Here is a 14875-nt window from a genome sequence, read left to right on the forward strand (position 1 = left end):
CGCGACGCTGCCACCTTCATCAATCCCGAATCCCGACTCCCGAATCCCCGCCATCCTCCCCCTTGGCCACCATTGTGGTCAGGGCCAGGTCGCCGGTCACGTTCAGCGCGGTACGGCACATGTCCAGGAAATGGTTGACGCCCAGGATCATGCCGATGCCGACCGGGTCCACCCCGACCATCGCGCAGATCAGCGCCACCACCGGCAGCGAGCCGGACGGGACGCCCGCGGTGCCGATGCCGCCGAGAATACAGACCAGCATCACCATGCACTGCTGCGCGATGCTCAGCTCCACGCCGAAGAACTGGGCCAGGAAGATCACCGTCACGCCCTCGAACAGCGCGGTGCCGTTCTGGTTGGCGGTGGCGCCGACGGTGAGCACGAAACGCGAGACCTTGTGCGGCAGCCCCATCTGGTCGGCCACGCGCAGCGCGGTCGGCAGGGTGGCGTTGCTGGACGCGGTGGAAAACGCCATCACCGTCGCCTCGCGGGTGGCGCGGAAGAACCACAGCGGCGAGCGCCCGGCCAGGCGCACCGCCACGCCGTAACTCACCACCATGTGCAGGCCCAGCGCCAGCACCACCACGCCCACGTAGGCGCCCAGCCGCACCAGCAGCTCGAAGCCGAACAATGCCGCCAGGTTGAACATGAAGCAGGCCACCGCATACGGCGCCAGGCGGATCACCAGCCCGATCAGGGTCATCGAGATCTCGAACACGCCCTCGATGCCGCGGCGCAGCGTCGCCACCTTGGCGTCTTCGCTGAGCACCATGCCCACGCCGAACATCACCGCGAAGAACATCAGCGACAGGATCGCGCCATTGCTGGACGCGGCTTCGACCACGTTGTCGGGCACGATCGACAGCAGCATGTCCATGCCGTGCGGCTGGTGCTTGCTCTGGTCGACGATCTGCGCGGTGCGCTCCACGTTCTGCTGCAGCAGTTGCTGCGCCAGCTCGCGATCCACGCCGATGCCCGGCTTGAGCACGTTCACCAGCACCAGACCCAGCAGCACCGCCACACCCGACAGCACCACCGTGTAGCCCAGCGTCTTCCAGCCGATCCGGCCGAGCGCGCGGATGTCGCCCATCTCCGAAATGCCCATCACCAGCGCCGAGAACAGCAGCGGCACGATCAGCATGAAGATCAGGTTGAGGAACAGCTTGGAGAACGGCGTGGTGAGGTACTTGGTCAGCGCCTGCACCCAGGCCGCATCGCCGCCTACGCTCATGTGCACCACCAGCCCCAGCACCAGCCCCAGGACGAAGCCGATCGCCATTTTCCAATGCAACGGCATGCCGGTTTCGGCCTTCACGGGGGTATGGGTCATGGTGTGCGCCTTGCAAGGAGGAACTCCCAGCTTAACAAACCATGAGCAAGCATCGAACAAACGGGCCTAGTGCGATTGCATGGCAAGGCCGCCTTCTATCGGCGCCGTCGCGACAACAGGCTTAGCAACCACGCTCCGCCAGCCACAGCTGCGCTCGCACACAAACGCAGGTAGTTGCGAAGCGGCTCCCCACGCTCACTGAAGACGCGAATGGCGCGAAGCTGGGTCACGCCATTCGCATCATTCACGTTATCGAGGCCTTACTGGGACTGTGCCTGCATCAATGCATCCCTACCTGCCGAGGTCAGCGTACTTCCATAGCCCACGACCGCCCGCCCCGTATTTGAGCAGGTGAAAGTGACCTCAAAGATGACGCCATTGAGGCGGATCGAACCAGATGTCGTGCGGCATACGCGCTTGACTGATGCCGCCAACTCGGCGAAGCCCCTGGCATTTTGGGCCGCTTCCGTTGAAGTAGATCCAATGCCACTGATCGTATCCGACCTTCCCAACCCACCACCCGTATTCGGGTAAGCACACGAGAAATCGGTAATGAACCCACCATTCAACAGCTGGATTTGCGCGGACGAACATTGGTAGCCCGATGAGGCCGCATACAACTTCGCAAAGTCCAGCACGTTATTCCCAGCGTCGGTTGCCGTGGTACCGATACCAGTAATCTGCCCCGATCTCCCGAGCCCTCCACCGGCATTTTTCAGGGAACAGTTGAAGTTGGTATTGAATGCACCTGGAGTGGCCTGAAAACTCCCGTATGAACAACTCAATCCTTGATCCAGCAACTTCGAGAACTCATTAACATTGCTTACGGCGTCGTCCAGCGTCGTCCCGAAGCCGCTTATGTTCGAACCATCACATGTGCGATTGACAACGTACCCACCTGCGAACACTTGGCTGCTAATTCCTCCGCACGTTGCCAGGGGACCGATCGAAGAGTTGGCGGCCCTTACCTCCGACGGCGCGGCACCTAAACAGCAGGCAGTCAATACAGCCAATGTGAAAACCCTTTTCATGTTGCGATCCTCCTAAGTGGCGCTGCTTCCGGCAGCGCCACCAAATCTATCGCGCTTCACTGGACCAGGCACGACAGCGATCACACCACGACGTTTTCGTCACACTGCATCGCTGCAAGTGCTCGCAGAAGGCACAACGATGGATTCAGGCGTCGCGCGGATACAGCGGCGGCAGCTCGTCCTTGTCTTGCTTGCGCGACGTAGCGCGCCAGCGCGGTCCGGCCCAGAACGCCTGACGCAACGCGGCGCGCGCACCGGTCACATCGCCGCCACCGCCCCAGCGTGCGTGCTGCATGCGCAGCACCGCATCGCGCTGCGCCGGATCGTCCAGACGCTGCACCACCGTATCCAGGTCGGCGACGCCGGCCTGCGCGCACAGGATCGCCGCGACCTCGTCCAGACCGCCGCTGTCCAGGGCCTTGCGCAATTCCGGCAATGCGGCGCGCGCCGTCGCGGGTGCCGATGTCGCACCCGGCGCAGCGTTGGCTGCCGAGCCCGGCAGCGCTGCAACGCCGCGTGCACGGCGCAAGCGGCGCCAGGCCCAGACCAGGGTCGCCAGCCACAGCACCGCGAAGCCCGCGGCAAGCGCCATCCACAGCGGCGACGACGCGAGCCACCCGCGCAGGGTATGCGTCGGCGCCACCGCGGTGTCAGCGGGAACCACGCTCAGCGTCGGCGCCGCGGGGGTGACCGGGGCGGGGGCCGGCGCGGGCACGCCCTGTCCGGGCTGCACCTGCAGGGTCAGGTCCGGCAGGCTGGCCTCGCGCGCGGCGCCGGCGCCCACGTCCCACCACGGCATGCGCACGCCGCGCACCAGCAACGGGCCGGCCGCCTGCGGCACGATCGAGTAGCGACGGGTGACGGTCACCTGCGGCCCGCCATCGACGAAGCGTTCCTGCACCTGCGGCGGCTCGGCGAACACCTGCGCGCCATCGACACTGGGCGTGGGCAGTTCGGGGAACTGCGCCTGGGTCGCGCCGCGTGCCGTGGCCTCGACCACGATGTCGGCAGCCTCGCCGGCCTTGGCACGCTGCGGCGTGGCGGTGTAGCGCAGGCGCAGTTCGTGCAGCGGCAGCCACGGCTGCGGCGCATTGGCCGGCTGCGCGCGCACCTGCAGGGTCTGCGCGGTACCGCGCGCATTGAGTTCGCCGCCGCGGCCGAAGTAGTCGTCGAAGAAGCCGGTGGGGCCGCGGCCGCTGAAGCGCGCGCCCGGCAACAGCAGCGAGCCGCTGCGCTCGGGCACCAGCAGGTAGTGCCGCTCGACCACCGTGTACATGCGCCCGTCCATCTGACGGCGGTTCTGGATGTCGTCGCCGACGCGCTGCAGCGACGCGCCGGCCGGCGCGTCCAGGTCCAGTTCGCCCGAGCTCAGCGGCACGCCGAGATACAGCCGCACCACCACGCCCACGCTCTGCTGCACGTAGGGCCGCGCGTCGTCGACGACGGTCTGCACGAATACGTCGGCGTTGCCCACCTGCGCGGGCACGTCGGCATTGGCGGTGGCCGGCACCGCGGCGCTGGCCGCGGCCACCTCCAGCCGCAAGGGCGCGGTGCGTTCGTTGCCGACCTGCAGCGACGGAATCTCCAGCGTGCCGGTGCTGCGCGGCGTCAGCATCACCCCGAACAAGGACTTCGACGAGACCGCGCCGTTGACGATCTGCATCTGCCGGCTCTTGACCTCGTTGCTGAGCGCGAAATCCGCGCGCAGCGGCGCGTAGTCCGGCGTGGCCGCCGCCTGGTCGGTCTCGATGTTGAGGGTCACGCCCTCGCCGGCGCCGACGTTGTCGCGATCCAGCCACGCGCGCGTGGCGGCAGCCGCCGGCAGCGCCAGCAGCAGCGCGGCCAACACCATCAGCACCGCGCAGGCGCGGGCCCCCTGGCCGAGTCGCTTGAAGTGGATCATGGTTCTTGTTCCCGCTGCCTGCGTTCGTGTTCCAGCCTGAATTTGGCGCGCAGCAGATTGCCCGGATCGTCCGGCACCCGCCGTAGCCACGCCTCGACCGCCTGACGCTGCTCGCGTTGCTGCGGCGTCTCGTTCGCGGCGGCAGCGGCGCGCTCGGCGGCCTGTTTGTCGGTGCCGCCCTGCTGTGCCATCGCCTGCTGCATCTGCTGGCGCTGCGCCGCATCGGCCTGCTGTTGCGCCTGTGCATCGCCCGGCTTCGGCGGCGCCTGCCGCGCGTCCTTGGCGCCATCGCGTCCCTGCTGGCCGTCGCGCTGCTGGCCGTTTTGCTGCTGGTTCTTCTGCTGCGGGTTCTGCTGGGCGCCGTTCTGCTGCTGACCCGCCTGCTGTTGACCGTTTTGCTGTTGACCGTTCTGTTGCTGGCCGTTCTGCGACTGCCCGCTCTTCTGCTGCTTGCCGTCCTTGCCCTGCTGGCCGGACTTGGAGTCCTGCGACGACTGGCGCTTGCGCGCGGCCTCCACCGCGGCGCGGTTGGCGATCGCATCGGCCATCTGCGGATGCAGTTTCAGCGCCTTGTCGTAGGCGTCGATCGCCTCGTCGTAACGGCCCTGCCGTGCCAGCGCATTGCCGAGGTTGTACCAGCCGGCGTCGCTGTCGATGCCTTCGAACTGCTGTTGCGCGGCGGCGAAATCGCCCTTGCGGTAGGCCTGCACGCCTGCATCGAGCCGTTGCTGGCGGACCTGGTCGGCACGTTCCCACCACCCGCCTGCGACAGGACCGAGTGTCGGCGTCTGTGCTGGCGCTGGCGCCTGAGCCTGCGCATGCACCGGTAGCGGCATCGCCAGCGGCGCCAACACCAGCAACAGCACCGCGGCGCCACCGCGACGGCGGAACGCGAGCAAGGCCAGCAGCATCAGCGGCGGCAGCAACCAATAGCCTTGATCGAGCCACACGCGGCCATGGCTTTCGTCGGCCGCCGTGGCGTCCGCTTCCTGCGGCCGCAGCACGCCCAGCGCGCGCAGATCCGTATCGTCTGGCGTCAACGCCGCGTAGCGGCCCGCGCCCGCTTCCGCCAGCGCGCGCAGCGCCCCCGCATCCAGTTGCGCGTGCGACAGCCGGCCCTGGTCGTCGCGGTAGGCGGCGCCCTGCGCCGTGCCCAGCCCCAGCGCGGACACGTGATAGCCCTGCCTGGCCGCGCGCGCCGCGGCCTGCTGCGCCTGCGCGTCGGCCTGGTCGCTGAGCACCAGGATGTCGCCGCGGGAGAAGCCGGCCTGGCGCAGCAACTGCGCCGCCCAATCGATCGCCAGGTCGGTGCGCTGCCCCGCCACCGGCATCACCTGCGGCGACAGCGCGTCGAGGAACAGGCCCACGTTCGCCGCATCGTCGGTCAGCGGCGCCACCGTGTACGGCTCGCCAGCGTAGGCCACCAGCGCCACTTCGCCGCCGGCGCGTTCGTGCAGCAGCCGCGCCAGCTTGGCCCGCGCCTGCAGCAGCCGCGACGGCGGCAGGTCGCGCGCGTCGATCTGCGCGGACAGGTCCAGCGCGATCACCAACGGCGTGCGCGCCTGCCACAGCGGCTGCTGTTCCTGGCGCCAGCTCGGTCCAGCCAGCGCCAGCACCGCCAGCGCATAGCCCAGCGCGCCCAGCAACAGGCCAGCACTGCCCTTGGCATCGCCACGCGCGAGCAGATGCGGCAACAGATGCGGGTCCACCGTGCGCCGCCAGATGTCATGGCGCCGCCGTCGGCGCCACCAGCTCCAGCCGAGCAACGGCAGCAACAGCAGCGCCCACAGCCATTCGGGGCGCAACAGGTGCAATGCCTGGAGGAACTCCATCGCGCGGGTCATTGCCGCCTCCAGGGCCAGATGAAGGACAGCAACGCCAGCGCCAGCGCCGCCGCCAGCGGCCAGGCGTAGCGCTCGATCCGCGGCCGCACCGCAGGACCGGCCGAACGCACCGGCTCGAGCCGGTCCAGTTCGGCGTAGATCGACGCCAGCTCGGCGGTATCACGGGCGCGGAAGAAGCGCCCACCGGTGTCCTGCGCGATCTTGCGCAGCGTGTCCTCGTCGACCTGGTCGTCGCCGCCGCTGCCGGGGATCGGCAGACCGAACAGCGACATGCCGCCATCGCCACCGAAGGCGATGGTGTACACGCGCACGTGTTCGGCCTTGGCCAGTTCGGCGGCCTTCAGCGGGTCGAGCACGCCGGCGGTGTTGACGCCGTCGGTGAGCACGATCAGCACCCGCTCGCCCTGCTTCTGCTCGCGCAGGCGCTTGACCGCCAGCGCGATCGCGTCGCCCAGCGCGGTCTCGCGCCCGGCCAGGCCGACCACGCTGTCGCGCAACTGGTCGCGCACCGTGGCCAGATCCGCAGTCAACGGAGTCAGCGCATACGCCTGCTGGCCGAACACCAGCAGGCCGATGCGGTCGCCATCGCGGCGATCGAGAAAGTCGGCCAGCACCGCCTTGGCCGCGGTCAGACGATCGACCACGCGCCCTCCCAGGGTCATGTCGGGCTCGCTCATGCTGCCGGACAGATCCACCGCCAGCATCAGCTGCCGCGCCTGCTGCGGTGGCGCGATGGGTTCGCCCAGTTGCAGCGGCCGCGCCGCCGCCGCGCACAGGCAGAACCAGGCCAGCCACGCCAGCCACACGCTGGCGCGCCACAGCCCGCCGCGTGCCGGCGCGGCGGCCACGGCCTGCAGGCGCTCGCCATAGGGCACGCGCAAGGCCGGCGCATTGCCGCGCCGTGCCGGCAGCAGCAGATTGGCCAGCAGGGGCAGCGGCATCGCCAGCCACATCCACGGCCAGGCGAAGCCGGCCAGCAGGTCGCTGAGGCTCTGCCACGACGACGACAGCAGGCTCATCGCCGTCCTCCACGCCGCGCCGCCGCCATCAGCGCCAGGAACCGGCGCCGCGCCAGCGGCAGCAATGTCTGCACCTGCGCCGGGTCGAGGCTGGGGCGGTAGCCACCGTCGAGCAACACGCGGCCGGGGCCGGCGGAGAACGCCTGGTGTTTGTCGCCGCCATCAAGGAACCGCAACCAGTCTTCGCCCTGCAGCGCCGCAGCGGCCGGATCGCGACGTTGTGCCGCGCGCCGGAGCAGCTCCGAGACCGCGGCCACCTGCGCCGGCGGTTCGCCCGTACGCGTCGCCGCATCGAACTGACGCTGCCAGCGCTGCTCGCGCCGGCGCCGGCGCATCCATACCAACAGTGCCACGCCGAGCGTCAGCAGCAGCACTGCCGCCAGCATCCACCAGCCCGGTGCGGGCGGCCACCAAGCCGGTGCCGGCGGCAGATGCACATCGCGCAGGGGCAATTGCTGCGGGCTCATGCCGACGCCCCCCGTTGCACCGGCAGCAACCACGACTCGCTGGGTGCGTCGCTCAGCAACACCCGCACCTGCACGCCGCGGCCCGGCAGTTCCGCCGCCAGGGTTTCCAAAGGCTGCACGAATTGCGCACGCCAGCGCTGTTGCGCGGTGCTCGCCAGCAGATCCACCTCCACGCGGCGGCCGCTTGCCCAGAACGGCAGGGCGGCACGTGGCGGATGCACTTCCAGCGGATCGGCGAGCAGCAGCAACTCCACTTCGTTGTGCAGCGCCAGCCCGGCCCAGCGCGCGGCGGGCACGGCCTGCGCACTGGCCGGATCGGCCAGCACGGTCAGGCGCGATCCCGGGCGCAGCAGCTTGGCCGCGTGATCCAGCGCCATGCTCAGGCCGGCATCGTCCTGCGGCGGCTGCGCATACCAGCGCGCCAGCGCATCGAGCACGCGCAGCACGCCGCGCGGCCCGGCGGCGGGCGGCACCGGCGCTTCGCTGCGGCTGCCGCGCAAGGCGGCCAGGCGATCGCCCTGGCGCTGCGCCGCCCACGCTGCCACCGCCCCGGCACGCGCCGCCTGCACCGACTTGAAGCGCACGCGCGTGCCGAAGTACAGCGACGGCGCGGTGTCGGCGACGATCAGACTGAGCCGTTCGCGCTCGGCCTGGAACAATTTGGTGTGGGTGCGGCCGCTGCGCGCAGTGAGCCGCCAGTCGATGTGCCGCACGTCGTCGCCGGCCACGTACTCGCGCGACTCGGCGTACTCCATGCCGCGCCCGCGCATCGGCGACGGGGCGGCGCCACTGAGGCCATGGCGGCCTCGGCGCGGCGGCGGCATGCGTGCGACGGCGGCGCGCAGGGCGACCAGCTCGGCCAGGCTGGGACGGATCCCCGCCTCGGCCGGCGCGGCGGCCTGCGGCATGCCCGGCGCAGTCGGCTGCGGTGCCATCGTCGTTACTCCGCGCGGAGGCGGGCGGCGGGCAACAGCCGTACCTGGCGGCGTCCGGTCACGGCGGCGGCACCTTGTCCAGCAGGGCGGCGACCAGACGATCGCCGTCCCAGCCTTCGGCGGTCGCTTCGTAGCTGGGCAGCACGCGGTGGCGCAGTACATCGGCGGCGACCGCGCGCACGTCGTCGGGCGTGACGAAGTCGCGTCCGGCCAGCCAGGCGCGGGCGCGGGCGCACCGCTCCAATGCGATCGAACCGCGCGGACTCGCTCCCCAGGCGATGCGCCGCGCCAATGCGGCGTCGTAGCCGCTGGCATCGCGCGAGGCCAGCACCAGTTCGATCAGATAGCGCTCCAGCGGCGGTGCCATGTGCAGCGCCAGCACCGCGCGGCGCGCCGCGAACACGTCTTCCAGCGGCATGCGCGGCGGCGGCGCCTCGCCGGCCTCCAGCGTCTCGCGGGCGCGCTCGCGCGCCAGGCGCAGGATCTCCGCTTCCGCAGCCGCCTCCGGATAGCCGATCCGCACATGCATCAGAAAGCGGTCCAACTGCGCCTCCGGCAGCGGGAAGGTGCCTTCCTGCTCGATCGGATTCTGCGTCGCCATCACCAGGAACAGCTTCGGCAGCGCATAGGTGTGCCGGCCGACGGTGACCTGGCGCTCGCCCATCGCCTCGAGCAGGGCCGATTGAACCTTGGCCGGCGCACGGTTGATTTCGTCGGCGAGCAGGATCGGATGGAAGATCGGCCCAGGCAGGAACTCGAAGCGACTCTCCTGCGGGCGCCACACCTCGGTGCCGGTAAGGTCGGCCGGGAGCAGGTCGGGGGTGAACTGGACGCGGGCGAAATCCGCTTCCAGGCGCGAGGCCAGGGCGCGGATCGCGGTGGTCTTGGCCAGGCCGGGCGCGCCTTCGACCAGCAGATGGCCATCGGCGAGCAGCGCGATCAGCAGGCGCTCCACCAGCGCCGACTGGCCGACGATGGTCTGGGACAGGCCGTCGCGCAGGGCGACGAACGCGGCGTGCAGGCGCTGCTGCTCGGGCGCGGCCGGCGGGGAATCGAGGGTCGGGGATGGAGTGTTCATTTGTGCAGTCTGACCGATCGCCGGTGAAAATGGTTCCGCGCACGGCGGACGCCGCGTGCTGCGAATTCAGGATTTCCTCATTGATGGGCATAAACGCCGACGGGAGAGGCTTGCGCCTCTCCCGTCGAAGGTTTCCCGCCTTGCCCGCGGCATTTAGGCCGGCGGACGCTTGGCCACGTGCATCACCTTCGGGGTCACGAAAATCAGCAATTCGGCCTTGGTCTTGTTGCGGCCACGCTTCTTGAACAGATTGCCCAGGAACGGCACGTCGCCCAGGAACGGCACCTTGGAGATGCTGCTGCGGTCGTTGAACTCGTAGACACCGCCGATCACCACCGTCTGCCCATCGTCGACCAGCACCGCGGTATTGATCTCGCGGCGGTTGATTTCCGGTACGGTGCCGTAGTTCTGCAAGACCACGTAGCGTTCGACTTCGTCCTTCTTGACGTTCATGTTCAAGAACACACGATTATCGTCGGTGATTGTCGGGGTGACCTTCAGCTCCAGCAGCACTTCCTTGAACTGTACGTTGGGCGTCGCCGCAGTTCCGGCGGTTCCACCGGTAATGGTGACATAGCCGATTTCCTTACCTTGCCGAATCACGGCCTCGCGCTGGTTGGAGGTCACGATGCGCGGATTGGAAATGACTTCGCCCCGCCCTTCTTCCTGCAATGCCGACAGCTGCAGATCCAGATTGAAGTTCTTGCCGAGCAGGGTGTAGGCAAGACTGGGCAGGGTCTGCGCGCTGGTGAAGGTCGGACCGCTCAGATCGACGTTGAGACCACGCGTATTGACGCCGCCGCCAGCCGCGTTGCTTCCGACCGTAGCGACATTGTCCCCATAGGTGCGCGTCGCGCCGACACCGAACTTGGCACCCAGATCGCGTGCGAAGGTATCGGTGGCGATGACGATGCGGCCCTCGATCAGCACCTGGTCGACCGGGCGGTCGATCACGTTGATCAGCTCGCGCATCTGCGCGACCTTCTTCGGGATGTCGCTGATCATCAGCGTGTTGGTGCGCTCGTCGGCGACGAGGCGCCCGCGCGGCGACAGGAAGCCATTGTCGTTCTGGCTGTTGCCGCTGCCACCACCACTTCCGCCGCCACCACCACCGCTGCCGCCGATGCCCTTGGCCTCGGTCAGCGCCTTGAAGATCGCCGTGGCGCTGTGATAGTTGATCTGCACGTAGTCGGTAATCAGGTCCTCGCGGTTCTCGATCGCTATGCGCGCGTCTTCCTTGTCCTGCTCGAACTTGGCCAGTTCCTGCTGCGGCGCGACCCAGATCACCTTGCCGTCGCGGCGCTTGTCCAGACCCTTGGCGCGCAGCACGATGTCCAGTGCCTGGTCCCACGGCACATTGACCAGGCGCAGGGTGACGCTGCCCTGCACGGTATCGGAGGCGACGATATTGAGATTGGACTCCTCGGCGATCAACTGCAGCACCGTGCGCACCGGCACGTCCTGGAAGTTGAAGGTCACCGGCTTGCCGCTGTAGCCGCGGGCCGCCACCTGCGCGGCGGCCTGGCTGACCGTGGTCGCGGTGACCGCGCCCACCGCCGGCGCGGCTGCGCGCGGGGTGATCTCGACCACGTACTCGTTGCCGGACTGGTAGGCCAGCGATTCGAACGCGCCATTGGTGTTCAGCACCAGCTCGGCGCCGCCCGCATAGGGCTTGGCATCGATGCGCTGCACCGGCGTGGCGAAGTCGGTGACGTTGAGCGGGCGCTGCAACTCCGGCGGCAGCGTGGCGTTGCCGACATCGACCACCACGCTGTTGCCCTGGGTGCGCAGGTCCGGGCTGGCGCCGGTGCCGTTGAAGGACAGGATCAGCCGCCCCGCACCGCCGTCGCCGCGCTTGAAGTCGATCTTCGACACCGTGAGCTTGGCCGGCGCCGTCGCGGATGCGGCAGGCACGACAGCAGGCGCGGCGGCCGGTGCCGCGCTGGCGACGACCGCGTTCCCGAGCAGTGCCGCCAACCCCAACGCGCATAGCCGCATCGTCGCGTGGCGCCGGATGGGGCGCAGGCTCAGGGCTTTGGAAAAAGTCATCGTGCTATCCCCATAATCAATCATTGATCGTCCAGCGCGACGGAGGCGGGACGTTCCAGCCAGCCGCCGGCGCCATCCGGCACCAGTTCAATCAAATCGATGCGATCCTCGTGCACCCCGGTCACGCGGCCATCGCTCTGCCCCATGTACACGCCCGGACGCACGCGGTAGGTCACCTTGTCCGGCGCCATCACCAGCGCCACCTGGCCCGCGCCGCTGCCCAGCGTGCCGACCATGTTGAGGCTGTCCAGCGGGAACTGTTCCAGCGGTTCCTTGCGGCGGTTCGGATCCGGGCGCAGGCCGCTGCTGCCGTCGGGACTGGCCCAGGCATCGCTGAACGGATCGCGCAGGCCCTGCGCCGCATACTCGAAGGTTTCGAACTGCTGCATCACCGGCAACGGCTCCAGCGGCTGCGCCGGTCGCGCGCGCACTTCCTTCACCCAGTTCTCCAGATTCGGCGCATCGCCCGGCGTGCTGGTGATGGTGCGGCCGCAAGCGCCAAGCACCAGCGCCAGCGCGCCCGCAACGAGAATCCTGACCACCCGATGCTGCCGGCTCATGCGCCACCGCCTTGCTTGCCGGCCTTCTTCGCGGCCGCCGCGGCCTGTTCCTGGTCGGCCATTTCCTTGTCGTCCAGGTAGCGATAGGTCTTGACCGTACCGGACAGCTCCAGCTCGCCGCGCGCGGTGATGCCGTTGCTCTTGTCGCGCGGCTTCAGGTTGATGTCGTGCATGGTCAGGATCACCACCCGCGGCAGCGAGGCCACGCCACTGACGAAGGCGCCGAACTGGTGGTAGCTGCCGACCATGCGCAGGGCGATCGGCTTCTCCGCGTAGAACTCCTTCGGCGACTCCGGGCCCGGCTGGAACAACTCGTTGGTCAGGCCGCTGGACAGCGCGGTCTGCGAGATGTCGATGATCAGATCGGGCATCTCGGTCTTGCTCGGCAGCTGCCGCAGCATCTGCTGCAGCACCTGCTCCATCTGCACCAGTTGCTGCTTCAGCGGCTGCAGGTTCACCGCACGGCTCTGCTCCTTCTCGAAGGAGGCGCGCAGTTCGGTTTCCTTCTGCTCCAGCGCCTGCAACTCGTCGCTCTTGCTGCTGATCAGCAGGAACCAGGACAGGGTTAGGATGAACAGGGTCACCAGCACGCAGAACACGATCTTGGCCTGCTGTGGCCAATTGCCGATGTTGTTGAAATCCAGCTCTTTGATGTTGAATTTCTTGCTCATGACGCCGGTCCCTGTTTCGCTGGCGTGGCGGCGGGTGCCGGCGCGGTGGCCGGCGCCGGTGCGGCAGGGCTGCCCGCGGCAGGTGCAGGCGCAGGAGCGCCCGGAGCCTGCGCAGGCGGCGTGCCAGGCGCGCCGCCCGCGGGCGCTGCGCCAGGTGTTCCGGGCGCAGCGGAACCCGCAGGTGCCGTCCCGGCGGCGGCCGGATCGGTGCTCTCGCCCGGCACCGGCAGCTTGACCCGCAGCGTGAACACGTACGGCAGCGCCTTGGTATCGACGATCGGACCCTTGGCTTCCTTCTCCTGGGCCTTGGCCTCGATCACCGTCAGCTCCGGATTGGTCATCCAGCCCGAGCCCTCGAGGTTGCGCATGTAGGTACTGACCCGCGCGTTGGACTGCGAGCGGCCCTCCAGGGTCAGCATGTCGCCTTCCTGCTTCACCGAGGTCAGCACCACGCCGTCGGGAATGGTCCGCACCAGCGAGTCGAACAGGTGCACCATCTGCGAACGCTTGGCCTGCAGTTCCTCGATCACCTGCTTGCGCGCCAGCAGGCGGCGCTTCTTCTCGTCGAGGGTGTCGATTTCCTTGTTCTGCGCCTGGACCTTCTCGATCTCGGCCTGCAGATACGCGTTGCGTTCGTTCTGGCCGCTGATCTGCAGGTCGTAGTAGAACCAGATCAGTCCCGCCAGCAGCACCCCGGCGAACGCGGCCAGGCCAAGCATCGAATAGAACTCGCGTTCGCGCTGCTTGCGCCGTTCCGCCCGCCAGGGCAGCAGATTGATCTTCGCCATCAGTCGAAGCTCCTCAGCGCCAGGCCGGTGGCGATCATCAGCGCCGGCGCGTCCTGGGCCAGCGCATGCGCCTGCACCTTCGGCCCCAGGGTCATCTGCGCCAACGGGTTGGCGACCACCGTGGCCACGCCCAGTTGCTCCTCCACCATCTCCGGCAATCCGGCCAGGGCGGCGCAGCCGCCGGCCAGCACGATATGGTCGACGCGGTTGAATTCGCTGCCGGCATAGAAGAACTGCAGCAGGCGGCTGATCTGCTGCACCGTGGCTTCCTTGAACGGCTCCAGCACCTCGACCTCGTAGCTTTCCGGCAGCCCGCCCTGGCGCTTGGCCATGCCGGCTTCCTCGTAGGTCAGGCCGTAGCGGCGCATCACTTCGTCGGTCAGCTGCTTGCCGCCGAACACCTGCTCGCGGCTGTACAGGCTGCGCCCGCCACGCAGGACATTGAGGGTGGTCATGGTGGCGCCGATGTCAACCAGGGCGACGATGCCGTCGGCGGCCACCGGCAGCTCGCTGGCCACCAGCGCGAAGGCGTTCTCGACCGCGAAGGCCTCCACGTCCATCACCTTGGCCACCAGCCCGCCCAGCTCCAGGGCCGACTGGCGCAGTTCCACGTTCTCCGAGCGCGAGGCGGCCAGCAGTACCTGCACCATCTCGGGGTTGTTGGGGATGACGCCCAGCACCTCGAAATCCAGGTTCACTTCGTCGATCGGGTACGGGATGTAGTTCACCGCTTCCAGCTCGACCTGGGCTTCCAGCTCGCTCTCGTCCAGCTCGGCCGGCATCGGGATCACCTTGGTGATCACCGCCGAACCGGCCACGGCGGCCGCGGCATGCTTGGCGCGGGTACCGGACCGGGTCACGGCGCGGCGGATCGCCTCGCCCACCGCCTCGACCTCGACGATGTTCTTTTCGACCACGGCATTGGGCGGCAAGGGTTCGACGGCGTAATGCTCGACCCGGAACCGGTTGCCGTTACGCGAAAGCTGCAGCAGCTTGACCGCGGTCGAGCTGATGTCGATGCCGATCAGCGGCTGCTGACTCTTTGGGATAAGCCCCACGGATTTTCCCCTGCCGGCGGGCACTTGGACGCCAATGTTGCGCCAGCGCATTAATAACAAATTTTTTGCAATTGGCAACCGCCCGGTTGCATGTCGCGATCCGTGTCACGGCATGACCTGCGGCAGCAAACCCGTCGCATCC

Annotated in this window: 13 protein-coding genes; all 13 read right to left on the reverse strand. The window is 68.4% G+C overall.

The features are described 5' to 3' along the window. Window positions 1-19: 19 nt before the first annotated feature. Entirely contained in the window at window positions 20-1330 is a 1311-nt protein-coding gene (locus SLW55_RS08275; RefSeq protein WP_295967826.1) for a dicarboxylate/amino acid:cation symporter, read from the reverse strand. Window positions 1331-1590: 260 nt separating this feature from the next. Then, window positions 1591-2361 (reverse strand): hypothetical protein, encoded by a 771-nt coding sequence (locus SLW55_RS08280; protein ID WP_320744944.1) that lies wholly within the window; start codon window positions 2359-2361, stop codon window positions 1591-1593. A gap of 145 nt (window positions 2362-2506) precedes the next feature. Beyond that, window positions 2507-4213 carry a BatD family protein gene (locus SLW55_RS08285; RefSeq protein WP_320744996.1) on the reverse strand — a complete coding sequence of 569 codons (1707 nt, stop codon included), beginning with the start codon at window positions 4211-4213 and terminating at the stop codon, window positions 2507-2509. 47 nt (window positions 4214-4260) lie between these two features. Beyond that, window positions 4261-6108 carry a tetratricopeptide repeat protein gene (locus tag SLW55_RS08290; protein WP_295944025.1) on the reverse strand — a complete coding sequence of 616 codons (1848 nt, stop codon included), beginning with the start codon at window positions 6106-6108 and terminating at the stop codon, window positions 4261-4263. After that, entirely contained in the window at window positions 6105-7127 is a 1023-nt protein-coding gene (locus tag SLW55_RS08295) for a VWA domain-containing protein (RefSeq protein WP_017917350.1), read from the reverse strand. Before SLW55_RS08295 ends, SLW55_RS08290 begins: the two co-directional genes overlap by 4 nt. Then, window positions 7124-7594, reverse strand: coding sequence for a DUF4381 family protein (locus tag SLW55_RS08300; RefSeq protein WP_320744945.1), 471 nt, complete (start codon window positions 7592-7594; stop codon window positions 7124-7126). The genes SLW55_RS08295 and SLW55_RS08300 overlap by 4 nt, the downstream gene beginning before the upstream one ends. Then, window positions 7591-8529, reverse strand: a complete 939-nt coding sequence (locus SLW55_RS08305; RefSeq protein ID WP_267098061.1) for a DUF58 domain-containing protein — start codon at window positions 8527-8529, stop codon at window positions 7591-7593. Before SLW55_RS08305 ends, SLW55_RS08300 begins: the two co-directional genes overlap by 4 nt. Before the next feature lie 58 nt (window positions 8530-8587). Continuing rightward, window positions 8588-9607, reverse strand: a complete 1020-nt coding sequence (locus SLW55_RS08310) for a MoxR family ATPase (protein WP_017914104.1) — start codon at window positions 9605-9607, stop codon at window positions 8588-8590. A 153-nt stretch (window positions 9608-9760) separates the two neighbouring features. Next, entirely contained in the window at window positions 9761-11656 is a 1896-nt protein-coding gene (locus tag SLW55_RS08315; protein WP_320744946.1) for a type IV pilus secretin PilQ family protein, read from the reverse strand. Between the two features lie 20 nt (window positions 11657-11676). Then, window positions 11677-12216, reverse strand: coding sequence for a pilus assembly protein PilP (locus SLW55_RS08320; RefSeq protein WP_026143551.1), 540 nt, complete (start codon window positions 12214-12216; stop codon window positions 11677-11679). Beyond that, a complete protein-coding gene (locus SLW55_RS08325; RefSeq protein ID WP_017914107.1) occupies window positions 12213-12887 on the reverse strand; it encodes a type 4a pilus biogenesis protein PilO in 675 nt (224 codons plus the stop codon). The genes SLW55_RS08320 and SLW55_RS08325 overlap by 4 nt, the downstream gene beginning before the upstream one ends. Beyond that, complete coding sequence (locus tag SLW55_RS08330) at window positions 12884-13675, reverse strand: PilN domain-containing protein (RefSeq protein WP_148830005.1); 792 nt, start codon at window positions 13673-13675, stop codon at window positions 12884-12886. The genes SLW55_RS08325 and SLW55_RS08330 overlap by 4 nt, the downstream gene beginning before the upstream one ends. Next, a complete protein-coding gene (locus SLW55_RS08335; protein WP_017908825.1) occupies window positions 13675-14733 on the reverse strand; it encodes a pilus assembly protein PilM in 1059 nt (352 codons plus the stop codon). The genes SLW55_RS08330 and SLW55_RS08335 overlap by 1 nt, the downstream gene beginning before the upstream one ends. Window positions 14734-14875: the final 142 nt, after the last annotated feature.

Source organism: Xanthomonas sp. LF06-19 (assembly GCF_034105425.1).
Classification (GTDB): Bacteria; Pseudomonadota; Gammaproteobacteria; order Xanthomonadales; family Xanthomonadaceae; genus Xanthomonas_A; species Xanthomonas_A sontii.